This window comes from Streptomyces sp. NPDC088157, assembly GCF_044741545.1.
In the GTDB taxonomy this organism is placed as follows: domain Bacteria; phylum Actinomycetota; class Actinomycetes; order Streptomycetales; family Streptomycetaceae; genus Streptomyces.
Window position 1 is genome coordinate 1,036,578 of record NZ_JBIUSU010000002.1, and the last position, 23,133, is coordinate 1,059,710.

The 23,133-nt window shown below is 72.2% G+C and carries 14 protein-coding genes and 1 pseudogene; 7 read left to right on the forward strand and 8 right to left on the reverse strand.

What is annotated here, in order from left to right:
* Positions 1-25 precede the first annotated feature (25 nt).
* Positions 26-1,177 (forward strand): helix-turn-helix domain-containing protein, encoded by a 1,152-nt coding sequence (locus ACIPFH_RS10900; protein WP_401824957.1) that lies wholly within the window; start codon positions 26-28, stop codon positions 1,175-1,177.
* 250 nt (positions 1,178-1,427) lie between these two features.
* On the opposite strand, the gene sucD is transcribed toward ACIPFH_RS10900, so the two are convergent.
* The 5 genes from sucD to ACIPFH_RS10925 all read right to left on the reverse strand — a co-directional run bounded on the left by sucD (position 1,428) and on the right by ACIPFH_RS10925 (position 10,344).
* Complete coding sequence (gene sucD / locus ACIPFH_RS10905; RefSeq protein WP_328480150.1) at positions 1,428-2,315, reverse strand: succinate--CoA ligase subunit alpha; 888 nt, start codon at positions 2,313-2,315, stop codon at positions 1,428-1,430.
* A 21-nt stretch (positions 2,316-2,336) separates the two neighbouring features.
* On the reverse strand, positions 2,337-3,515 hold the full coding sequence (sucC, locus tag ACIPFH_RS10910; protein WP_401824959.1) for an ADP-forming succinate--CoA ligase subunit beta: 1,179 nt from the start codon (positions 3,513-3,515) through the stop codon (positions 2,337-2,339).
* A 1,384-nt stretch (positions 3,516-4,899) separates the two neighbouring features.
* Positions 4,900-6,072, reverse strand: coding sequence for a VWA domain-containing protein (locus ACIPFH_RS10915; protein ID WP_401824960.1), 1,173 nt, complete (start codon positions 6,070-6,072; stop codon positions 4,900-4,902).
* Positions 6,069-9,056, reverse strand: coding sequence for a DUF5682 family protein (locus tag ACIPFH_RS10920; protein WP_401824962.1), 2,988 nt, complete (start codon positions 9,054-9,056; stop codon positions 6,069-6,071). Before ACIPFH_RS10920 ends, ACIPFH_RS10915 begins: the two co-directional genes overlap by 4 nt.
* Before the next feature lie 157 nt (positions 9,057-9,213).
* On the reverse strand, positions 9,214-10,344 hold the full coding sequence (locus ACIPFH_RS10925) for an AAA family ATPase (RefSeq protein WP_401824964.1): 1,131 nt from the start codon (positions 10,342-10,344) through the stop codon (positions 9,214-9,216).
* A gap of 145 nt (positions 10,345-10,489) precedes the next feature.
* Here ACIPFH_RS10925 and ACIPFH_RS10930 point away from each other — a divergent pair, with 145 nt between their 5' ends.
* Complete coding sequence (locus ACIPFH_RS10930) at positions 10,490-11,839, forward strand: SWIM zinc finger family protein (RefSeq protein WP_401824965.1); 1,350 nt, start codon at positions 10,490-10,492, stop codon at positions 11,837-11,839.
* Between the two features lie 112 nt (positions 11,840-11,951).
* Positions 11,952-13,562, forward strand: a complete 1,611-nt coding sequence (locus tag ACIPFH_RS10935) for a DUF5691 domain-containing protein (RefSeq protein WP_401824967.1) — start codon at positions 11,952-11,954, stop codon at positions 13,560-13,562.
* Between the two features lie 153 nt (positions 13,563-13,715).
* Here ACIPFH_RS10935 and ACIPFH_RS10940 read toward each other — a convergent pair whose 3' ends face one another.
* Positions 13,716-14,138, reverse strand: a complete 423-nt coding sequence (locus tag ACIPFH_RS10940; protein WP_401824969.1) for a cobalamin B12-binding domain-containing protein — start codon at positions 14,136-14,138, stop codon at positions 13,716-13,718.
* A gap of 499 nt (positions 14,139-14,637) precedes the next feature.
* Between ACIPFH_RS10940 and ACIPFH_RS10945 the strand changes: the two genes are divergently transcribed.
* Both ACIPFH_RS10945 and ACIPFH_RS10950 read left to right on the forward strand, forming a co-directional pair.
* The gene (locus ACIPFH_RS10945; protein WP_401824970.1) at positions 14,638-15,633 is read left to right on the forward strand and encodes an esterase/lipase family protein; all 996 of its coding nucleotides are present in this window, start codon (positions 14,638-14,640) and stop codon (positions 15,631-15,633) included.
* A 390-nt stretch (positions 15,634-16,023) separates the two neighbouring features.
* Positions 16,024-17,526 (forward strand): M23 family metallopeptidase, encoded by a 1,503-nt coding sequence (locus ACIPFH_RS10950; protein ID WP_401825155.1) that lies wholly within the window; start codon positions 16,024-16,026, stop codon positions 17,524-17,526.
* Between the two features lie 52 nt (positions 17,527-17,578).
* Here the strand turns inward: ACIPFH_RS10950 and pcrA are convergent, their stop codons facing one another.
* A complete protein-coding gene (gene pcrA, locus ACIPFH_RS10955; RefSeq protein WP_401824972.1) occupies positions 17,579-20,074 on the reverse strand; it encodes a DNA helicase PcrA in 2,496 nt (831 codons plus the stop codon).
* Between the two features lie 456 nt (positions 20,075-20,530).
* Between pcrA and ACIPFH_RS10960 the strand changes: the two genes are divergently transcribed.
* Positions 20,531-21,697, forward strand: a complete 1,167-nt coding sequence (locus tag ACIPFH_RS10960) for an NlpC/P60 family protein (protein ID WP_401824974.1) — start codon at positions 20,531-20,533, stop codon at positions 21,695-21,697.
* Between the two features lie 180 nt (positions 21,698-21,877).
* Positions 21,878-22,424: pseudogene (locus ACIPFH_RS10965) on the forward strand (hypothetical protein); the annotation flags it as partial.
* Here ACIPFH_RS10965 and ACIPFH_RS10970 read toward each other — a convergent pair.
* Positions 22,402-22,755, reverse strand: a complete 354-nt coding sequence (locus tag ACIPFH_RS10970; protein WP_359127874.1) for a hypothetical protein — start codon at positions 22,753-22,755, stop codon at positions 22,402-22,404. The pseudogene ACIPFH_RS10965 and the gene ACIPFH_RS10970 overlap by 23 nt on opposite strands.
* Positions 22,756-23,133: the final 378 nt, after the last annotated feature.

Sequence of the window (23,133 nt, forward strand, 5' to 3'; positions counted from 1 at the left end):
ACTTTTTCGTGCGGAGGGTGCCGCTGTGACGCAGAGCCCTGCCACTCCGCTCCCCTCGCCCGAACAGCGCCGACGCCTGCGAGTGGGCGCCTCGTTGACGCAGGCTCAGGTCGCCGCGCGGGTGGGCGTCACCCAGGGGACGGTGCGCGCGTGGGAGTCCGGCCGCACGGCACCGCGCGGCCGCAGGCGGGAGGCGTACGCGGAACTGCTGGCGTCACTGACCAGGACGGCCGAGGTGACGAACACCCAGGAGGCAACGGCTCCGGTCCAGGTGACGGTGCGCCCGCGCGAGGAGCCGAAACCACCCCGCGCGGCATCGACCCCCGTCACCGTCCGCCGCGCGGTCGACCCCGCCCCGGTCGCCGTCCCTCCCCGGGCCCGCCTGACTCCCGCTCAGGCCTTCGACGCGCTCTACACCTTCTGCGCCCCCGCCCTCGTACGGCAGACATACCTGCTCTCCGGCCGGCGCGAGCTCGCGCGCGAGTCTGTCGAGCGGGCGTTCCAACTGGCCTGGCAGCGCTGGCCCGAGGTGGCCGTGGACCGCGACCCGCCGGGCTGGGTGCGGGCGACGGCCTACGAGTACGCGCTCTCCCCCTGGCACCGGTTCCGCCCCCGATACCGCCACCCGGAGCCGCCCCCGGCCGACGCGGCCGACCGTGCGCTGCTGGACATCCTGCTGGCCCTCCCCGCGCCGTACCGCCGCACGCTCCTCCTCTACGACGGTGTCGGCCTCGATCTCCCGGAGACCGCGGCGGAGACGGAGGCGAGCACACCCGCGGCGGCGAACCGGCTGCTGCACGCCCGTGCGGCGGTCGCCGAACGGCTGCCCGAGCTGGCGAGCCCCGCCGAGCTGCACCGGCGGCTGGCGGAGGTGGCGTCCGCCGAACGGCTGCGTGCCGCCAGGCCGCCCACCGTGCGGATGGGCGGCGAACGGCGGGCCCGCTTCTGGACCAGGGCGGCGATCGCGTTCACGGTCGCGATCATCGGCGCGACGGCACTGACCGTAGGCACGGCCCCCACCCGGTACGAGCCTCCGGTACCGCCCGGCGAGACGGTCCAGGGCGTCCCACCGCGGGCGGTCCCGGGCACACTCTCGAACGCGGAACTGCACCTGCGCAAGAAGCTGAGGTCCGATGTCCAGCACGGACCGCAGCGGCTGATCCCCCTGGCCGAGTGAACCCGCCCCCCCTTCCCCGCCCCGCGCCCTCGGCCGGTTCGGCTCCCGGCCGACCGCGCTCACGCCACCCCGGAGGCGGTCGCCACGGCCGTCGAGCCGGCGCCGCTCGGAGACCGTGCGGGTGCCGGGGGTGTCGCGCCGGCCGAGCTCACAGCCGGCCGAGTCCGCGGCCGGTCGGGTTCGCGGCCGGGGAAACGCCGGTGGGCCCGCCCCCACAAGGGGAGCGGGCCCACCGGCGGTCAGCAGGAAATCAGCCGGCCGCGAGGATCTCGCGGGCCAGCTTCGCCGTCTCGGTCGGCGTCTTGCCGACCTTGACGCCGGCGGCCTCGAGGGCCTCCTTCTTCGCCTGGGCGGTGCCGGAGGAACCGGAGACGATGGCGCCGGCGTGGCCCATGGTCTTGCCCTCGGGCGCGGTGAAGCCCGCGACGTAGCCGACGACCGGCTTCTTCACGTTGTCCTTGATGAAGGCCGCGGCCCGCTCCTCGGCGTCGCCACCGATCTCACCGATCATGACGATCAGGTCGGTGTCGGGGTCGGCCTCGAACGCGGCGAGCGCGTCGATGTGCGTCGTGCCGATGATCGGGTCGCCACCGATGCCGACGGCGGACGAGAAGCCGATGTCACGCAGCTCGTACATCATCTGGTAGGTCAGCGTGCCGGACTTCGACACCAGACCGATGCGGCCCGGCTTCGTGATGTCGCCCGGGATGATGCCGGCGTTCGACTGGCCCGGGGTGATGAGACCGGGGCAGTTCGGGCCGATGATCCGGGTCTTGTCGCCCTTGGACCCGGCGTACGCGTAGAACGCGGCCGAGTCGTGCACCGCGATGCCCTCGGTGATGACGACGGCCAGCGGAATCTCCGCGTCGATCGCCTCGACGACGGCGGCCTTCGCGAAGGCCGGCGGCACGAAGAGGACGGACACGTTGGCGCCCGTCTTCTCGATCGCCTCGGCGACCGTGCCGAAGACCGGGATCTCTGTGCCGTCGATGTCGACGGAGGTGCCCGCCTTGCGCGGATTCACGCCACCGACGATGTTGGAGCCGTCCGCCAGCATGAGCTTGGTGTGCTTCATGCCCGTGGCACCGGTCATGCCCTGGACGATGATCTTGCTGTCCTTGTTCAGGAAGATAGCCATGGCTGTTCTGTCCCTCTTCCCTTACTTCGCAGCCGCGAGCTCGGCGGCCTTGTCAGCCGCGCCGTCCATGGTGTCCACGCGCTGGACCAGCGGGTGGTTCGCGTCGGAGAGGATCTTGCGACCCAGCTCGGCGTTGTTGCCGTCGAGACGGACGACCAGCGGCTTGGTGACTTCCTCACCCTTGTCCGCGAGCAGCTGGAGCGCCTGGACGATGCCGTTGGCGACCTCGTCACAGGCGGTGATGCCACCGAAGACGTTGACGAAGACGGACTTGACGTCCGGGTCGCCGAGGATGATCTCCAGGCCGTTCGCCATGACGGCGGCGGAGGCGCCACCACCGATGTCGAGGAAGTTGGCGGGCTTGACGCCACCGTGCGCCTCACCGGCGTACGCGACGACGTCCAGGGTGCTCATGACGAGACCCGCGCCGTTGCCGATGATGCCGACCTCGCCGTCGAGCTTGACGTAGTTGAGGTTCTTCGCCTTGGCGGCGGCCTCGAGCGGGTTGGCCGACGCGTGGTCGACGAACTCCGCGTGTCCCGGCTGGCGGAACTCGGCGTTCTCGTCCAGGGACACCTTGCCGTCGAGGGCGATGACGTCACCGGAGGCGACCTTCGCCAGCGGGTTGACCTCGACGAGGAGAGCGTCCTCCTCGATGAAGGTCTTCCACAGCGTCACGAGGACGTTGACGACCTTGTCCGCGACCTCGGCCGGGAACTTCGCGGCCTCGACGATCTCGCGGGCCTTCTCGGGGGTCACACCCTCGTTGGCGTCGATCGGCGTCTTGGCGACGGCCTCCGGACGGGTGGCCGCCACCTCCTCGATCTCCATGCCGCCCTCGACGGACGCGATGGAGAGGAAGGTGCGGTTGGCACGGTCGAGGAGGAAGGAGACGTAGTACTCCTCCAGGATCTCCGGGGCCGTCTCGGCGATCATCACCTTGTGGACCGTGTGGCCCTTGATGTCCATGCCGAGGATGTCCGTCGCCCGGGCGACGGCCTCGTCCGGGGTGGCGGCCAGCTTCACGCCACCGGCCTTGCCACGCCCGCCGACCTTCACCTGGGCCTTGACGACGGACTTGCCACCGAGACGCTCGGTGGCTGCGCGGGCCGCCTCAGGCGTGTCGATGACTTCACCGGCCAGCACCGGTACATCGTGCTTGGCGAAGAGGTCCCTCGCCTGGTACTCGAACAGGTCCACGCGCTTCCGTCCCTATCAGTGATCTCGCGGTTCGTTGTCTGCGTGGGCGTGCCGCGAGGGCAACGTGACGTCCGCCGTCTGTCAGTCACAAGGGAGGCGCACACGGTGTCCGAGCGCGCGGCATGTCCGTCTCGCAGGTTATCGCTGCTTGCAGGAGGCCCCTAAATCGAGGGTCACACCTGAGCGGTGATACCTGTCACATGATGCCGGGATCACTGGCACCCCGTGCCGGATGTGAGGCGCGGGCGAGGTCTCGGGCAAGGGCCTCACCGGGTTGGGGTTGGCCCGGTGAGGCCCCTTGAACAGCCCCTTCAAGGGCTCGGGGCGGATGGTCCCCACCCCAATGGGGACCACACGACCCCGTCCATGAGGTCTTGGCCCGACAGACCGATGGCTTTCGGCCGTCCGGGGGCCTGCCGCCTCACGGAGTCAACCGGCCAGACGCGGTACGCGCTGCCGGAGTATGCGTTCTGCCCGAGCCGCGTCGCCACCACGGCTGCGCAGCAGCCTGACCTACGTGGCCGCCTGAAGCTACGCGGCTGCCTGAGTACGTGGTCGCCTGAAGTACGCGGCTGCTGAAATCACGTGGCGCCTGGAGGTACTTGGCTGCCTGAAGTTACGTGGCGCCTGAAGCTACGTGGCTGCCTGAAGCTAGGTGGCTGCCTGACCTGCCTGCTGCCCATGGCTGTGCGGCTGCCTGACCTGCGGGCCGCCCATAGCTGCGCGCCTCCTTGACCTGCGGGCCGCCCCAGCCGGGTGGCCCGCCTGAGCTGGGTGCTGCCGCTGGCGGCGCGGCCGCCCGGCCTGCCCGGCTGGCGCGGCTGGCCCGGCCTGACTGGCGCGGCTGGCGCGACCTGCCCAACCTGCCCGACCTGCCAGGCTGGCCCGACCTGCCCGACCTGCCAGGCTGGCGCGGCTGGCGCGGCTGGCCCGCTCGCGCAGGGCCCGGGACGACCGACCCGACGACGCCAGGGGCGTGACGTCGGCGGCGGACGAGGCTCGGGGACTTGCCTGCGCCGGAGCGGGACAGCCTCCGGGCGGGTGGCGAGTGGGTGGGTGGCCGATGGCCGATGGCGGGCAGCGGGCAGCGGGTGGCGGGCAGCGGGAAGTCAGCGGTTGGGCGACTGGGCTGGACTCCTGCTCCACACGCGCGGTGGATCCGGGGTGGAGGAGGCCGGAAGCCGTCTGTCCTGGCCGGGGAAGACCCGGATGTCCCGGTGCCTGACCCGTCCCGTCCGCATCGGAACGAACGACACTGCCGGGCACCAGCCGCGGTGGCACCCGGTGACATGGCGTGCCGGCATACGCGTCGCCATGCCGTGACACACCGCCGTCGAGCACCGAGCACCGAGCACCGCCAAGGACGCCGTCGTGTCGTCGCGTCTCAGGCGGTGTCCGGCGCGGGCAGTGGACGCTTCTCGATCGCCGCGGCCATGACGTCCGGGAACAGATCGGGCGTGCAGGCGAACGCCGGTGCGCCCAGCGCCGCGAGCGCGGCCGCGTGCTCACGGTCGTAGGCGGGCGCCCCCTCGTCCGACAGCGCGAGCAGCGCGACGAACTGAACGCCGGACGCCTTCATCGCCGCGACCCGCTTGAGCATCTCGTCCCGTATGCCTCCCTCGTACAGGTCGCTGATGAGCACCACCACCGTCTCGGCGGGCCGGGTGATCTGCGACTGGCAGTACGCGAGCGCCCGGTTGATGTCCGTACCGCCGCCGAGCCGGGTGCCGAACAGGACGTCCACCGGGTCGTCGAGCCGGTCGGTGAGATCGGCGACCGCCGTGTCGAAGACGACGAGCCGGGTGCTGATCGCCCGCATCGACGCCAGCACCGCCCCGAAGACCGACGCGTACACCACCGACGACGCCATCGACCCCGACTGGTCGATGCAGAGGATCACCTCCTTCTTCACGGACCGCGAAGCCCGCCCGTATCCGACGAGCCGCTCCGGCACGACCGTCTCGTACTCGGGCAGGTAGTGCTTGAGGTTGGCGGCGATCGTGCGGTTCCAGTCGATGTCGTGATGGCGCGGGCGGCGGACGCGCGTGCCGCGGTCGAGGGCACCGGTGACGGCGGCCCGGGTGCGGGTGGCGAGCCGCTTCTCCAGGTCCTCGACGACCTTGCCGACCACGACCCGTGCCGTCTCCTTCGTCGTCTCCGGCATGGCCTTGTGGAGCGAGAGCAGCGTGCCGACGAGATGCACGTCGGCCTCCACCGCCTCCAGCATCTCCGGCTCCAGCAGCAGCGCGGACAGCCCGAGCCGGTCGATGGCGTCGCGCTGCATGACCTGCACGACGGAAGAGGGGAAGTACGTCCGGATGTCTCCGAGCCAACGGGCCACCGAGGGCGCCGACGCCCCGAGCCCGCCCGTGCGGTCCCGTCCCGACCGCGCGGCGTCCCGCTTCCCGTAGAGCGCGGTGAGCGCCCCGTCCATCGCGGCATCCCGCCCGGAGAGCCCGTGGCCGGTTCCGTCCGCCGCGTCGCCCCCGAGCACCAGCCGCCAGCGCCGCAACCGCTCCTGCCCGGCCTCCGTCGTCGCCGCGTCGGTCGTCGTCATGTACCCATCTCCGCAAGCTCGTCGTCGACGGCGCCGGGATCCAGTCCCAGCAGCAGCCGCACCACCGGCAGGACGGCGTCCGCGCGTCCCGCGTCGAGCCCGGCCGCGAACCCGGGCGTCCCGGGCCCCCCGCCCGTCCCGCCGTCCCTGCTGCCCGGGCCACGCCGGACCAGCTCGCCGAGCGTTCTGCGCACCCCCGCCTCGTACGCCGAGAACGTTCGCCGCAGCAACGGCAGTACGTTCGTGAACGCCTCCGCCGGCACGGCCGTGATCCAGGCGTCGACCAGCCCGAGCAGCCGTTCGTCGTGCACGAGGAGCAGCCCGCCCCCGGCTCCGCCCCCGACGAAGCCCTCGATCCAGGCGGCCGCGTCCGAAGGCGGTGTCCCCGGCGACAGCGCGAGCCCCATGAGCCGTGCCGCCTCGTCCTGGTCCAGCTGCCCCTCGTCCAGGAGCAGCCGCACGGCACGCCCCCGGATCACCCCCGGCACGGTGTCCCGCCCGGAGAGCCCCCGCAGCACACCCCGCCAACGCCCCCGCAGACCCCCGCGCCCGAATCCAGCCTCACCGCCCGGGCCCCGGCCACCACCGAGGTCCACACCATCACCAGGGCCCCGACCAGCACTCAGATCCCGGCCATCACCGAGGTCCCGACCACCAGCGAGGTCCACACCATCACCAGGCTCCCGACCAGCACCCAGATCCCGGCCACCACCGCCGTCTCGGTCGCGGTCCCGGCCACCACCGCGGTCCCGGTCGCCCGACTCGAAGGCGCCCGGCAGCCTTCCCCCGCCCTCGATCTCCCCGTCCCCGGGCGAACCTCCCTCTGCTCCGGCGGGCGCGCCGCCGAGCACCCGGCCACCCACCTCGCAGACGCCCGGCAGTCCTCCCCCGAAACCGGTCTCCACGGCCTCGCGCCGAACGCCCTCTGCTTCTGCTTCTGCTTCTGCGCCAGGGGGCGCGTCGAACCCGTCCACCTGACCGCCCGCCCGGTCCACCCGACCACCCGCCCGGTCCACCTGCTCCGCTCGGCCCGGCCGTCCTGCCCGGTCAGCGATGTCGGCGATGTCGGCGATGTCGGCGATGTCGGCCGTGTCGGCCCGCTCCGGGGCCGCGATCGTCTCCTCCAGCATCCCCACCGCCCCGTGCACCGCGTCCACGTGGCGCCGCATCTCGTCCGCCGCGTCCGCGTCCAGCGAGGCGCAGGCCGGGGGGAGGCCGACGAAGACCCGCTCGGCGAGGCCCGCGGCCACCTCCGCCAGCGCGCCGGTGTCGGTGCCGCGTACATCGCCGTAGCGGAGCGAACGGACGAGCGTGGGCAGGGCCTGAGCGAGGTGGCCGACCTCCGTGTCGAGGGCCGCCCGGTCGGCGAGGACTCTCATCACCGTCGGAAGCGCGTCCGGCAGCCCCGCCAGGAGGCAGCGCTCGGCGAGCCCGGTCACCTCGGCGAGGCTGCGCGCGGAGACGGCGTCCGCCTCCGCCTTGGCGGTGGCCGCGGCGAGCACGGTCGTCCCCCACACCCCCGCCTCGGCGGTCCGCACCGAGAGCTCCGGCTCCCACCGCAGCCGCCACGTCTCCCGGAACGTGCCCGTGCTGCCGGGCGAAGCGGTCGGCTCGCCCCACCCCACGCGCAGCAGCCGCAGCCGGTGCAGGAGCCTGCTGCGCTCGGCGTCGTTCTCCTTGCGCAGATCGAGCGCCAACTCGCGTTCGTCCGCCTCCGGTTTGAGCCGCAGCCGGCGCTGAAGCCGGTCCAGGTCGCGCTGCAACGGCACCGCGGGCGCGCCGGCCGGAACCTCACCCAGCACGTCCCCGACCACCAGCCGGTCGCGCACCAGCGCCAGCGGAACGTCCGATCCCTCGCACAGCACCGCGCGCACGGCGTCGGTCGTCTCGCTCAGACCGGGCAGCGGCCGACCGCGGACCGCGGCGAGTGTCTCGGCCAGCCGGACCGCCTCGATGACGTGCGCCGACGACACGATCCGGTCCTCGCCACGCAGCAGTACGGCCACCCTCGTCAGCCAGCGTTCGACCGGCCGGTCCGGCGCGGCGAAGAGGTGGGCGTACCAGCCCGGTGAGTCGATGCCCGCTCCGTATCCTCCGGCCCGGGCCAGCCTGCGGTGCGTCCACGGTACCCAGGTCAGATCGGCCTTGACCTTGGGCAGACCCTTGAGCAGCGCGCGGTCTGCGGCGACGGGGACCTTCCGGCGCAGCGCGGGCACATGCCACGCCCCGCACACCACGGCCACCCCGTCCGTGCCGAACTCCCTTTGCGCCGAGCGCACTTGGATGCGCATGTACGCCTCCCGCGCGAGGTCCCGGTCGTCGCCGTTCCGCCCTGCGCCGGTGTCGCCGGCCTCTCTCAGCGCTCCCATGGCCTCCTCGAGCACGACGAAGGGCGCGAACGGATCCTTCGACCCCGGCGACCGATGTTCGACGACGTCCTCCCACCAGCGCTCGGCATCGTCATACCCGGCAGCCGCGGCGAGCCCCCCGAGCGGATCCCCCCGTACCCCTTCCCGGACGCCGTCCTCTGCTTTCTCGTTCTCCTCTTTCTCCTGCTCCCCCTCTTTCCTCTTCTCCTCCTCTCCCTCCTTCGCGTTCTCGCTTTCCCCCTCGGCTTCCGCCCTCTCCCAGGCCAGGGTGTGCGTGGCCGGGAGGTCGATGAAACGGGCGGGGACGCCGTGTTCCAGCGCCCAGCGGAGCGCGATCCACTCGGGAGAGAACTCGGCCAGCGGCCAGAAGGCCGAACGGCCGGGCTCGTCGACGGCGTGGGCGAGCAGCGCGACCGGTGGTCGCATGTCCTCGTCGGCGGCGAGCGGGATCAGCGGGTCCGCCTCGGGCGGCCCCTCGATCAGTACAGTCCGTGGCCGGGCGGCATCCAGCGCCGCCCGTACCGCCCGCGCCGACCCGGGCCCGTGGTGACGCACCCCGAGCAGCAACGGCCACTCCGCCCCCGCGTCCTGGCCGCCGCCCTGCCCGACGGCCACGGACGGCCCATGTCCGCCGACATTCATCCCGTCGCTCCGCACCTGCGGGGCCACCTCGTGTCGTCGTCCACGGTCACCCTCCACCTTCCACGAGCCCGCACCCGAATCCCCTTGTCCCCCTCGTGCCGGTGGCTGCCGTGGCTCTCGTAGTTCCCGTTCACGCACTCACCTCCCGGCAGGCTCGGTAGAAGTCCGTCCAGCCGGCACGTTCTCGGACGACCGCCTCCAGGTACTCCTGCCAGACGACCCGGTCGGCCGCCGGGTCGCGGACGACGGCGCCGAGGATGCCCGCGGCCACGTCCCCCGCCCGGAGCACGCCGTCGCCGAAGTGCGCGGCCAGCGCGAGACCGCCGGTGACGACGGAGATGGCCTCGGCGGTGGACAGCGTGCCGCTCGGCGACTTCACCTTGGTACGGCCGTCGGAGGTGATGCCTGCGCGCAGTTCACGAAAGACCGTCACCACCCGGCGGATCTCGTCGATGCCGTCGGGTGCGGCCGGCAGGTCGAGGGAGCGCCCGATCTGGTCGACGCGCCGCGCGACGATGTCGACCTCGGCCTCGACGCTTGCCGGCAACGGCAGCACCACCGTGTTGAAGCGGCGGCGCAGGGCGCTGGACAGCTCGTTGACCCCGCGGTCGCGGTCGTTGGCCGTGGCGATCAGGCTGAAACCGCGGACCGCCTGCACCTCCTGCCCCAACTCCGGTATCGGCAGTGTCTTCTCCGACAGGATGGTGATGAGGGTGTCCTGCACATCGGCCGGCATACGGGTCAGCTCCTCCACCCGCACGGTCGCCCCTTCCGCCATGGCCCGCATGACGGGGCTGGGCACCAGCGCGTCCCGGCTGGGCCCGTTCGCGAGCAGCTGCGCGTAGTTCCAGCCGTAGCGGATCGCCTCCTCCGGTGTGCCCGCGGTGCCCTGCACCAGCAGTGTCGAGTCACCGCTGACCGCCGCGGCCAGGTGCTCGGAGACCCAGGTCTTGGCAGTGCCCGGGACGCCGAGCAGGAGGAGGGCGCGGTCGGTGGCGAGGGTGGACACGGCGACCTCGACGATGCGGCGCGGGCCCACGTACTTCGGCGAGATCACTGTGCCGTCCGGCAGGACACCGCCGAGAAGATAGGTGGCGACGGCCCACGGCGACAGATTCCAGCGGGCCGGGCGCGGGCGTTCGTCCTGCGCCGCCAGCGCGGCGAGTTCATCGGCGAAGGCGTCCTCGGCGTGCGGGCGCAGTACCCTCGCCGACGCGTTCCCACTCGGTTCCACGGACGTTGTTTCTACGGACACGGACATGGCTGAGACCCCCTCCAGCTCGGCCGGTTCGGCATCTGTGTCCACCGTGCACCACGCCACTGACAATGCGATCTGACCTGCGGAAACGTCCTCTCGGCCGGATTCGCCGGACCGATTGTCAGTGGTGGGATCTACCTTCGATGACATGACTCAGCAGGGGGTGCGCTGGACCGCGGACCAGGTGCTGGCACTGGCGCCTGACTCCACGTCACGCAGAGCGGGAAGCAGACTCGGCACGGCCGATCCGTGGTCCGGGACGGGCAGTTCGCGGGAGGGCGTGGTGTGGGGACTGTGCGAGGGCAGCGGCGGCCTGCCGTACCGGACGGTCGTCGACACCGCGGACCGGACCGGGCCGGCGTACCGGTGCAGCTGCCCGAGCCGCAGGTTCCCGTGCAAGCACGCGCTCGGGCTGCTGCTGCTCTGGTCGGGCGGCGAGGGATCGACGCCGGCGGGACGGGCGCCGGACTGGGCCGAGCAGTGGATCGCGGGACGCAGGCGTACACAGGAGGAGCGGGAGGCGGGCGCGGGTTCCGCCTCCGGACCGGCCGATCCCGAGGGGGCGCGCCGCCGGGCGGAGCGGCGCGGCGAGCGGATCACCTCGGGAGCCACGGAACTGGAGGAGCGGCTCGCCGACCTGCTGCGCTCCGGCCTGGTCACGGCCGAGCGGTTGGGGTACGGGCTGTGGGAGGAGACGGCGGCCCGCATGGTCGACGCGCAGGCGCCCGGACTGGCCGCTCGGGTGCGGGAGTTGGCGTCGGTTCCGGCGTCCGGGCCGGGCTGGCCGGTTCGGCTGCTGGAGGAGTGCGCGCTGCTCCACCTTCTCGATCAGGGCTGGATGCACCGTGAGCGGCTGCCGGACGCCCTGGCCGCGACGGTCCGCGCCCGCGTGGGCCTGCCCTCCTCGCCGGTGGGTCCGCCGGTCCGGGACCACTGGCTGGTGCTCGCCCAGTACGACGTGTCGGACCCTAAACTGACGACCCGCCGCATCTGGTTGTACGGCACCACCTCGGGCCGCTCGGCGCTCCTTCTCTCCTACGGCGCCGCAGGGCGCTCACCGGAGCTCACGCTGCCCGTCGGACTCGCCCTGGACGCCGAACTGTCCGCGCACGCGGGCGCCGGGCAGCAACGGGCTTCCCTGGGTGAGCAGTTCGCCCCACCCGCTCCCACCGGAACCAGACCCCCCGGCATGACGACGACCGAGGCGACCTCCCGCTACGGCGAGAGCCTGCGCCACGACCCCTGGCAGGACTCCGTCCCGGCGACGCTGAACGCCGTCATACCGACCCCGGACGGCGCCTCCTGGCAGTTGGTGGACGCCGACGGCGACACGGCCCTGCCGCTCACGCCCACGGCGGTCTCCCGTCCCGGCCTGTGGCGGCTGGTCGCCCTCTCCGGCGGTGCCCCCGTCAGGGTCTTCGGCGAGTGCGGCCACCGTGGCTTCACCCCGCTGACGGCCTGGCCGGCGGGCGCGGGAGAGGCGGTACGTCTGTGCTGACCGAACCCCTGACACGGCGACGACAGCCGCATCTGCCAACCCACCGACGACGACCACCGCTACGACGGCCAGGACGGCCGGCACCGCTACGACCGCAGCGGAAGGGAGCCTCATGAACGCCGCCCCGCCCCGCCCCTCGCCGCCCGTCTGGGAGGACCTGGTCACCGCGGCCATGCTGGGCACGGATCGCCGTACACCCCCGGGAGCGGCCCCCGGCCGGGCCGCGCCGACCGCCCTGCTGGACGCGGCGGCCGCGGAGACCGTACGCCGACGGGCCGGCCTGCGCCCGGGCCCGGCGGCCCCTCTCCTGGAGCCGGCCGCCGAGGATCCCCGCCCGGCGCTGCCGACCGCCGCGGCCCGTCGGCTCACCCTCCTCCTGGCCGACCGCCCCGGCACGGGCGGAGGCGGTCGCAGGGGCACGGCACCGGATCTCATGGAGCTGCTGCCCCAGTGGCTGACGGCCGTGAACGCCCGAGGGTTCGCCGCGCCCGCCGAGTCCCTCCCCGCGCTGCTCGACGCGGCACGCGGGCGTACGGATCTGCGCTCGGCGGCGCTGGAGTTCGCCGGACCGCGCGCCCTGTGGCTGGCCCGGCTGAACCCCGACTGGCGGTTCGCCCTGCGCGCGGCCCCGGGCGGCGGCACCTCGCTGCCGGGCCCCGCGGAGAGCCGGGACATCGAAACACTCTGGCAGGAGGGCCTGTTCGCCGAGCGGGTCGCCCTCCTCGCGTCGATCCGCTTCCGCGACCCCGACGCGGCCCGTGAGCTGCTGGCGGCCACCTGGTCGACGGAACGCGCCGAGGACCGGCTGATGTTCCTCGACTCGCTGCGCGCCGGCCTCGGCGCACGGGACGAACCCTTCCTGGAACAGGCACTGGCGGACCGGAGCCGCAATGTGCGGACCATGGCGGCGGAGTTGCTCTCGGCTCTGCCGGGCTCGGCGCTCGCCGCGCGGATGGCGGTCCGGGCAGGCACGTGCGTGGCCGTCGACCACACCGCGGACACGCCGACGCTGCTCGTGGAGGCGCCGCACGAGTGCGACGCGGCCATGGAACGCGACGGCGTGTCGGCCAAGGCGCCGCCCGGCCGGGGTGAGCGGTCCTGGTGGTTCGGCCAGTTGGCGGAGGCGGCCCCGCTCGCCACCTGGCAGGCGCGCCTGGGCGGCCGTACGCCGGAGCAGATCGTGGCGCTGCCGGTGGCCGACGACTGGCTGAGCGAACTGCACGCGGCGTGGTGCCGGGCCGCCGTACGGCAGCGCGACGCCGACTGGTCGCGGGCTCTGCTCGGGGCGCCGTCGTCGCCCGGGGCAGGCGGGCCGGGCGCGGTCTCCCTCGCCGAACGGGCCAAGCTGCTGGGCACGCTTCCGGTGGCCGAACGGGCCGGATGGGTCGCCGGTTTCATCGCGGCACACGGTCTGTCGGAGGCGTTCCAACTGCTCGGCGTCTGCGCCGTACCGTGGGCCGAGCCGCTCGGCCGTTCCGTCGTCGACGCGCTCAACATCGCGCGGGACGCGGGGAGTTATCCCTGGAGCTTCAGCGGCGTCATGGGCCTGGCCGAACGCTGCCTCGACCCCGCGGAGGCAACGCGCCTCGACGCCCTCCTGGCCGTACCGGACGAACCGGAAGACGCCTCACCGGGCGCAGGCGGCTACTGGGCGGAGGCGTTCCAACGGTTGGGCAGGACGCTGCGACTGCGGGCGGTGATGGCAGCTGAGCTCGAGTCCTAGGAACGGCGGCCGAGGGACACCGGTCCACACCGCCACCGGCCCGCCCGGCGCTTGCGGACGAGGCCCCTTGAGGGCCCAACGAGGTCTGGGGGCAACGCCCCCGGCCAACGCCCCCGGGCAACGGACACTCCCGCCGCCCTCACAGGAACCGGCTCAACCGCCGGACGCCGCCGGCTGCCGTACGTTCGCCCGGACCCAGTTCACGATCGAAGCGGTGGTCGCCCCCGGCGTGAAGATCTCCGCGACGCCCTTCTCCTTCAACGGCGCGATGTCCGCCTCCGGGATGATGCCCCCGCCGAAGACCAGGATGTCCGCCGCGTCCCGCTCCTTCAGCAGCTCGATCACCGCGGCGAAGAGCGTGTTGTGGGCCCCGGACAGGATGGACAGACCGATCGCGTCGGCGTCCTCCTGGATCGCGGTGCCGACGATCTGCTCGGGCGTCTGGTGGAGCCCGGTGTAGATGACCTCCATACCGGCGTCGCGCAGTGCCCGCGCGATCACTTTGGCCCCGCGATCGTGGCCGTCGAGTCCCGGCTTGGCCACCACCACGCGGATCGGACCGGCTGCCACACCCATCACTGCCTCCTCGAAGCGACTACGTCCATCCTCGACGGCACGGACTCCCCGGGCCAGACCGCCCGGGGAAGTGAACGAACGTTATCGCCAGCATCCCGCAACCGGCAGTTTCACGGCGTGGACCGAGGGGGAAATCACACGAAGGGACACGTTCACCGCGCACCGCTCCCTCTCGTCACGGGGGAACAGGCGCACCGGGAGCCGCAACGAGGTCGCCGTTCGTCACGCCGCACGCCGCTGGCGTGGCGGTCCGGCGCATCGGAAGGCACGATGGGCAGGTAGGACAGGTAAGGCACGACAGCGGGGAGCCTCGTCGCCAACACCGACAGGGATCCCCGTCCGTCATGGCGCAACGGGTGTCGCACAAGGCGTGCACACCCCGCACTCCAGCCGAACCCGACCCACGCCCTGTTGTGCCCGATCGACCTCCTCCACCGCGACTTCCACGAGGGCACACGGGGGACAGAGACGTCCTCAGCGTGCCGACAGGAGGTCGGCCATGATGGTCACCCGGGCACTTCAGCCCTTTCTTCCGTTGTGTCAGCGACTGCTGCCGGACATGCGGACCCTTCCGGGCATCCTGAACCTCTCAAGCCTGCCGAACCTCCCAGGCCTTCCCGGCCTGCCGAGCAGACTGGCCGGACTGTCCCTGGCGCTCCTCAAGGCGACCGCCCTGGACCTCGCGATCCTCGCGGGGCACCTGCTCCTCTACCCCTCCGGCATCGCCCAGGAGCGCCGCGCCACGGCCCGCCCCGCGCTGCCGGGGGCAGCCACCGCCGAGGCGCCGCCGCAACTGCCGACCCAGGCCCCGCCCCCGGTCGTCCTGCTGCACGGGTTCATCGACAACCGTTCCGTGTTCGTCCTGCTGCGTCGCAGCCTGGCCCAGCACGGGCGGCACCGGATGGAGTCGCTCAACTACTCACCGCTGACCTGTGACATCCGGACGGCGGCCGAGCTGCTCGGCCGGCACATAGAGGAGATATGCGAGCGCACCGGCAGCCCGCAGGTCGACGTGGTCGGACACAGCCTGGGCGGCCTCATCGCCCGTTACTACGTGCAGCGACTGGGCGGTGACGGCCGCGTCCGGATCCTGGTCACGCTGGGCACCCCGCATTCCGGCACCCGGGTGGCGCCGCTGGCGAACGCGCACCCGATAGTGCGCCAGATGCGTCCCGGATCCGAGGTGATCGAGGAGCTCTCCCGGCCGGCGCCGGGCTGCCGTACGCACTTCGTCAGCTTCTGGAGCGACCTCGACCACCTCATGGACCCGCTGGAGAGCGCCTGCGTGGACCATCCCGACCTGCTGGCGCAGAACGTGCGGGTGACCGGTATCGGCCACCTCGCCCTGCCCGTGCACCCGGCCGTCGCCACGGGCATCCTGCAGGCGCTGGACGCGGCGCAGACGGAAGCGCCCGCCGACGCACGGACCGGCACCAGCACCAGCACCGGCCTCCCCCGAGTCGGCCCTCAGACCGACGGCCTCACCGTGGCCTGACGCCCACCCCGACAACGGCCCCACACCGCCCCGACGACGGTCCCACGCCACCGCGACGACGGTCCCACGCCACCGCGACGACGCCCGACGATGCCCTGACGACGGGTCCGACGGCGCTCCGTCCACGCCCTGACCACCGGCCGACGGCGCCCCCGACAGCGCATGGACAGCCCTCAGACAGCGGGCGAGAATAGAACGACATTCGAACGTAGGGCCAAACCCGCGCCCGCCCTTCCCCGAAACACGGCCGAATGCCCCTTTCCCGCAGGCACGAAACCTGCGGAAGATTGTCGTGCCCGCGTACTGCCGGGTACAGTCGCCGCACTGCTCTGGCAGCCCCTGTTGTCGGCGAAAGAGAAGTTGGTGAACGACCGTCACCCGTCGGGGATCATGACCACCCCGACCCCGGCTTCCGACGCCGCTCCGGCGACCTACGCGTCGTACGGCACCCAGGAAGCCCAGCACGACGGCTTCACCGCGTACCAGGGCTACGAGACCGGCGCGTTCGACGCCGGCGCCCACACCACCGGGCACTACACGGCGGCCGACCCGCTCCTCGGTGAGTTCCCGGGCGACGGCACGACCCCCGCCACCGGCACGTACGACAGCACCCAATGGGGCGCCGACGGCCGGCAGGCCCTGGACACGGGCAGCCACCAGACCCTGAACTACGACGGGTACGCGGCCCAGCACCACGCCGCCTACGACACGGGCGCGTACGACGCCACCGCCTGGTCCGCCGATCAGCAGCAGCACCTGTCCGCCGTCCCGCAGCAGGGGACGGCACCGGATGCCGGCGGCCACTGGGACGCGAGCGCCTGGCTGCAGCCGGACCAGTCCGCGAGCCCCGCCGACCGGACCCAGCAGTGGGAATGGGGCACGCAGGCCTTCGATACCGGCGCATACGACGCCACCCAGTGGAACTCCGACGGCGGCGAGCCCGCCCAGCAGGCCGCCGACGAGTACGAGCAGCAGGCCGAGGTTCCGTTCGACCAGCAGGCCACCGCCACCTTCGAGCAGGTCGCTCACGACGAACACGCCCCTGCCGAGAGCGAGTTGCCCGACGGCGCCCCGCTCCTGCTCGACGACCAGGAGGAGGCCGCCCCGGCAGCGGCCTTCGCCCCCGGTGGGCGGGCGGCCGCCCGCAACGCCAACCGTTCCCGGCGCCGGATGCCCGCGAGGCGCTCCGCGCTCCTGACCGTGGCCGTTCCCTCGGCCTGTGTGATGGGGGTCGCGGGCATCGCCGCGGCCTCGGTCGGCACGCTGACGAGCGGCGACGACAAGGACACGACGGCGTCCGCCTCGGACGCGCAGGCCGTGAAACCGACCGCGGCCAACAACAAGCTGGACGCCCAGCTCGAGACCCTGAGCGCCGAGGCCGACGACTTCGCCGACCGGGCCAGCCGCACGCAGGAACGTATCGACCTCAAGGCGCAGCAGGAGGCCGAGAAGAAGAAGGCGGCGGCCGAGGCGGCCCGCAAGGAGCGGTTGCGCCCCAAGTACGCCCTCCCGGTCGCGCAGCACGGCCTCAGCGCCTACTTCGGCCAGGCCGGCATCAACTGGATGTCCCAGCACACCGGCATCGACTTCCCGGTCTCCTACGGCACGAGCGTGATGGCGGCCACCGACGGCACCGTACGGACGCAGTGGAACAGCGCCTACGGCAACATGCTGATCATCACCGCGAAGGACGGCACGGAGACCTGGTACTGCCACCTCTCCAGCTACCGAGTGTCCTCCGGTACGACGGTCAAGGCCGGCGACCCGGTCGCGTACTCCGGCAACTCCGGCAACTCCACGGGCCCGCACCTGCACTTCGAGGTCCGGCCCGCGGGAGGCTCCGCGATCGACCCGCTGCCGTGGCTGCGCAGTCACGGGCTCAGCCCGACGTAAGCGCTCTTCACGCTCCGGGCCCCCACTGTCGCAGCGGGGGCCCGTTCGTGCGCTAGAGCTTCTCCACCGGCGCGTACCGCAGCAGCAGTCGCTTCGGTTTGACGTCGCCGAAGTCGACCGTCGCCTCCGCGTTCGCGCCCGTGCCCTTGACCCCGACGACCGTGCCGAGACCGAACTGGTCGTGGGTGACGCGGTCTCCGACGGCCAGCGCGACCACCGGCTTCTCGGCGCTCCGGCGCGTCGCGAAGCCGGAGGCGCCCGCCGCCGAAGAACGCGAGCGGGACGAGGACAAGGAGGCGGCCACACCGGAGACGGGACCGGAGGACAGGGGCGCGGTCGCCCCCGTCCGCTTCCAGTCCACGTGCGTCGGCGGGATCTCCTCCAGGAACCGGGAGGGCGGGTTGTAGGACGGCTGCCCCCAGGCGCTGCGCAGCGCGGACCGCGTCAGGTAGAGCCGCTCCCGCGCGCGCGTGATGCCGACGTAGGCCAGGCGGCGCTCCTCTTCGAGCTCCTTGGCCTGACCGAGCGCGCGCATGTGCGGGAAGACGCCGTCCTCCATGCCGGTGAGGAAGACCACCGGGAACTCGAGGCCCTTGGCGGTGTGCAGGGTCATCAGGGTGATGACTCCCGAGCCGTCCTCCTCGTCGGGGATCTGGTCGGAGTCGGCCACCAGGGCGACCCGCTCCAGGAAGGCGGAGAGCCCGGCCGGCGTCGTACCGTCGCCCTCCGCCTCGCCGGACTCCTGCTCGAACTCCAGGGCCACGGCGGCGAGTTCCTGGAGGTTCTCGATACGGGTCTCGTCCTGCGGGTCGGTGGAGGCCTGCAACTCGGCGAGGTAGCCGGTGCGTTCGAGCACCGCCTCCAGGACGGTCGCCGGACCGGCGCCCGACTCGACGATCGTGCGGAGCTCCTCCATCAGCGCGTTGAACCGCTTCACGGCGTTCGTCGACCGCGAGGCCATGCCGTACGCCTCGTCGACGCGCTTCAGGGCCTGCGGGAAGCTGATCTTCTCCCGCTGGGAGAGGGCGTCGATCATCGCCTCGGCACGGTCGCCGATGCCCCGCTTGGGCACGTTGAGGATCCGGCGCAGCGGCACCGAGTCCTCCGGGTTGGCCAGCACGCGCAGGTAGGCCAGGACGTCCCGGACCTCCTTGCGCTCGTAGAAGCGGACCCCGCCGACGACCTTGTAGGGCAGTCCGACGCGGATGAAGATCTCTTCGAAGACGCGGGACTGGGCGTTGGTGCGGTAGAAGACGGCGACGTCGCCCGCCTTCGCGTCGCCCGCGTCGGTCAGCCGGTCTATCTCGTCGGCGACGAACTGCGCCTCGTCGTGCTCGGTGTCGGCCACGTAGCCGGTGATGCGCGCGCCCGCGCCCGCGTTGGTCCACAGGTTCTTGGGGCGGCGGGACTCGTTGCGCTCGATGACCGCGTTGGCGGCGGACAGGATCGTCTGCGTGGAGCGGTAGTTCTGCTCCAGCAGGATCGTCGTCGCGTCCGGGTAGTCCTCCTCGAACTGGAGGATGTTGCGGATCGTCGCGCCCCGGAAGGCGTAGATCGACTGGTCGGCGTCACCGACGACACAGAGCTCGGCCGGCGGCACGTCGTACTCGCCCGGGGGGACGTCGACGGGGTGCGCGGAGGTGCCGACCAGCTCGCGTACGAGGGCGTACTGGGCGTGGTTGGTGTCCTGGTACTCGTCGACCAGGACATGACGGAACCGGCGGCGGTAGTGCTCGGCGACGTCCGGGAAGGCGCGCAGCAGATTCACCGTCGTCATGATCAGGTCGTCGAAGTCGAGGGCGTTCGCCTCGCGCAGCCGGGACTGGTACATGGCGTAGGCCTGGGCAAGGGTCTTCTCGAACCCGTCGGCGGCCTGGGCGGCGAAGTCCTCCTCGTCGATCAGCTCGTTCTTCAGATTGCTGATCTTGGCGCTGAAGGACTTGGGCGGATAGCGCTTGGGGTCGAGGTCCAGATCGCGGCAGACCAGGGCCATGAGGCGCTTGGAGTCGGCCGCGTCGTAGATCGAGAACGACGACGTGAAGCCGAGCCTCTTGCTCTCGCGGCGCAGGATGCGCACACACGAGCTGTGGAAGGTCATCACCCACATCGCGTGCGCGCGCGGGCCGACGAGCGCTTCGACGCGCTCCTTCATCTCGCCCGCGGCCTTGTTGGTGAAGGTGATCGCGAGGATCTGCCCCGGGTGCACGTGCCGCTCGGCGAGGAGGTGGGCGATGCGGTGGGTGAGCACGCGCGTCTTGCCGGAGCCGGCGCCGGCCACGATGAGCAGCGGGGTGCCCGCGTGGGCGACGGCCGCGCGCTGGTTGTCGTTCAGCCCCTCCAGGAGCGCGGCCGCGTCGAGCACGGGGCGTGGGGCGCCGTCGCGGTAGTGGGTGTCCCGGTCCGGGGGCACGTCGAACTTCCCGCCGAACAGATCGTCCGGAACCGACTCCGGTCCGTGATCGTCCTCGGGCGGTGGCGGGGGTTCCTCCTCGTGGGCGCGGGGGCCCTGGAGGTTCGCCAGGAAGCTGTCGTCAAAGAGGCTGCTCATCGCCCTCCGAGTCTAGGGGGCGCCACTGACAACCGGCCGCCGTCCCCGAACATCTCCCGCCCTCACCCTGCGGGAGGCTCGTGTCACGATCCGCGACGGGCTCGGCCGAAGCGCGGGATCAGGCGCTTGGATAACGAAAATGTATCGGGCATATCGCCCGGCAACCTTCACACGGACCACACGAGTTGGCTACCGTGCCGAGCAGGCCGTACGACCCCCGACCGGCGAACCCCGCCGGACCGTACGACCTCCGCCGAGTCCGCCGCGTCCGCTCACGCAGGCCGGAACCGGGAACCGACCGAAACCCGGGGTGAATCGGCCCAACGCCCCACTGGGGCGGGCCGTAGGGCAACCCTTCCGATGTACCTGCCCATGGCCCTCCCCCGGTGCCCGAACGGCCTGGGAGGGACCCCACAGCCGTCCCGGCAGGCGGAGCACTGGAAGGAGTCGCCTCCCTTGGCGTCGCAGCACCGCAAGCCGCGTTCCGCGGGCACGCGCGTGGCGGGCATACGTACCCCCGCTCTCGCCACCGCCGCCCTCACGTCCGTGGCCCTGCTCTCCCAGACGGCGAACGCCGCGCCGTCGGACGACGGCAAGCCGAGTCTGGAGGAGGTCGAGAAGAAGGTCGACGACCTCTACCGCCAGGCGGAGTCGGCGACCGAGAAGTACAACGCCGCCAAGGAGAAGACGACCAAGCAGCGCAAGCAGGTCGACAGTCTCCTGGACGACGTCGCGCAGCGCACCCAGAGGCTCAACGAGGCGCGGGAGGAGCTGGGCTCCCATGCCGCGGCCCAGTACCGCACCGGCGCCTCCGCGCCCGACACGGCGGCCTTCCTCCTCGCGGACACCCCGCAGGACTACTTCGACCAGAACCAGCTGATGAGCCGGCTGACCGACCGCCAGAAGGGTGCGGTCGACGACTACGTCACCGAGCAGTCCGCGACGATGAAGCAGCGCCAGGAGGCCACCGAGAGCCTCGCGACGCTCACCGACACGCAGAACGACCTGAAGACCGCCAAGGCCACCGTCCAGAAGAAGCTCGGCGACGCGCGCGAGCTGCTGTCCCGGCTGACGGCTCAGGAGAAGGCGCGCCTCGCGGCGATCGAGAAGCAGCGTCAGGAGGAGGCCGCGCGCAAGGCGGCGGAGCTCGCCCGGCAGCAGGCGGCGGCGCAGGCCGCGGCCCAGCAGGAGAGCGGCGGCGGCTCGACGGGCACGGGGGCGGGCACGGGCTCGACCGGCACCTCTCCCGTGGACCCCTCGTACATCACCAAGGCGGAGAAGGCGCTGGCCTTCGCCCGCGCGCAGATCGGCAAGCCGTACGTCTGGGGTGCGACGGGCCCCGACTCCTACGACTGCTCCGGCCTCACCCAGGCCGCCTGGAAGGCCGCCGGCGTCACCCTCCCGCGTACGACCTACGACCAGGTGAACGCGGGCACCACGGTCTCCCTCGCCGACGCGCGGCCCGGTGATCTGATCTTCTTCTACGACGACGTCAGTCACGTCGGCGTCTACATCGGCAACGGGATGATGATCCACGCCCCGAAGCCGGGCACGTACGTCCGCGAGGAGTCGGTCTACTACGACGGCGAGCCAGGCATCCACAGCGTGGTACGCCCGGCCTGAGGACACCTGGGAAAGCCCGTGAAGCCAGGACGGCCGGGGACGCCCAGGGACGCCGGGGGGACACCTAGGGACGCCTGGGACACAAGGGACGCCTGGGGACGCCTGGGGGCGCCTGGGGACGCCTGGGGACGCCGGGGGACGCCGGGGCGGTCGGACTGCGTCTCACCGGATACGAGAAGGGCCGAGGCGGTGGCCTGGCTCGCGCACACGGCGCTCGTGCTGTTCTGGTCGGGGCTCGTGCTCTACGTCGTCGCCCTGGCCCTCTTCGACCTGCGGCAGGTGGCCGAGGGCGCCGGTGACCAGTGGGTGGCGGGCGGCGCGCTGGCCATCTCGGCGCTGGCGGGGGCGGAACTCCTCGCGGCCGACGACGGGAACCCGTACCTGTGGAACGACGACGACACCGGTGTCCTTCGCACGGCGACCGTCGCGCTGCTGGTGCTCGCCCTTGCCTGGTACGCCCGTGCTGCTCGTCGCCGAGGTGCGGTGGCCGCGGCTCCGCTACGACATGTGCCGCTGGGCGACGGTGTTCCCGATGGGGATGACGGCGGCGGCGACCCTGTCCGTAGCCGTCGCTGTGGACGTGCCGTCGCTGAAAGGGCCCGGGGAGGTGCTGCTGTGGGTCGCGGTGGCCGCGTGGCTCGTCGTCGCGGCGGCGGCCCTCTCCGAGGCCCTGGCGTCCCTCAAGGCGTCCGGCGGGGCATCCGTCAGGTCCAGAGCACCGCGATGAAGATGTTCGCCGCGGTCAGCAGTCCGACCACACCGAAAAGGGGCTTCTCCACCGTCTCGTCGTCCCGTTTCACGTAGACGAGGCCGAGGATCACGATCAGCAGAGCCAGCTTCACGCCGATCTTGATGTTGTTGACAGGCTGGTCGTCCGCCTGGTTGAGGCCGACCAGGATCACGCCGGTGACCAGCATCGTCGCCGCGCCGTGGAGCATCGAGGGGACGAAGCGGGCCGTGCCCCGGCCCATCTCCTTCAGCTGAGTGAGGAAGCCGCCCAAAAGCGCGGCGATGCCGAAGATGTGCAGGCCGACGAAGAGATGGATGAGTACGTCCATGAAGCCGGATGCTAATCAGCCTGCGGGTGCCGTCCGACACCGGCCCTCCCCTTGAGGCCGCACTTGCATATATGCGCCCCATAGCACCCTGCCGCTCCGCCATGTCCCGAAATCGCCGTTTCGGTCAGCACGCCGCCTGAATCCGACGGCCCGCGTCCGGATTCCCGGGCATATGCGATCACGCCGCGGTCCGCTCGTGTCACTTCCGTACTTCGCGTTACCCAACCGTCACAGCCGGGCCTAGCGTCCTCCCCCAGGTGACCGGCTCCCCACCGCCGCCCGGGCCAGGGGCGGCAGTCGGCCACCACCGCCGAGAAGATCCGGCGGCGCCCCGCTCCCCCTGTGCGGGCCGTCGCCGGACGCGTCAGCCCCCGGGGC

Excerpts from the sequence above, each read along its gene's own strand:
- ACIPFH_RS10915 (WP_401824960.1), bottom strand. The coding sequence starts at position 6,072 with ATGACGACGACCGACGCGGCGACGACGGAGGCCGGGCAGGAGCGGTTG.
- pcrA (WP_401824972.1), bottom strand. The coding sequence starts at position 20,074 with ATGAGCAGCCTCTTTGACGACAGCTTCCTGGCGAACCTCCAGGGCCCC.
- ACIPFH_RS10950 (WP_401825155.1), top strand. The coding sequence starts at position 16,024 with ATGACCACCCCGACCCCGGCTTCCGACGCCGCTCCGGCGACCTACGCG.
- ACIPFH_RS10970 (WP_359127874.1), bottom strand. The coding sequence starts at position 22,755 with ATGGACGTACTCATCCATCTCTTCGTCGGCCTGCACATCTTCGGCATC.
- ACIPFH_RS10935 (WP_401824967.1), top strand. The coding sequence starts at position 11,952 with ATGAACGCCGCCCCGCCCCGCCCCTCGCCGCCCGTCTGGGAGGACCTG.
- sucD (WP_328480150.1), bottom strand. The coding sequence starts at position 2,315 with ATGGCTATCTTCCTGAACAAGGACAGCAAGATCATCGTCCAGGGCATG.
- ACIPFH_RS10925 (WP_401824964.1), bottom strand. The coding sequence starts at position 10,344 with ATGTCCGTGTCCGTAGAAACAACGTCCGTGGAACCGAGTGGGAACGCG.
- ACIPFH_RS10940 (WP_401824969.1), bottom strand. The coding sequence starts at position 14,138 with ATGGGTGTGGCAGCCGGTCCGATCCGCGTGGTGGTGGCCAAGCCGGGA.
- ACIPFH_RS10945 (WP_401824970.1), top strand. The coding sequence starts at position 14,638 with ATGATGGTCACCCGGGCACTTCAGCCCTTTCTTCCGTTGTGTCAGCGA.
- ACIPFH_RS10930 (WP_401824965.1), top strand. The coding sequence starts at position 10,490 with ATGACTCAGCAGGGGGTGCGCTGGACCGCGGACCAGGTGCTGGCACTG.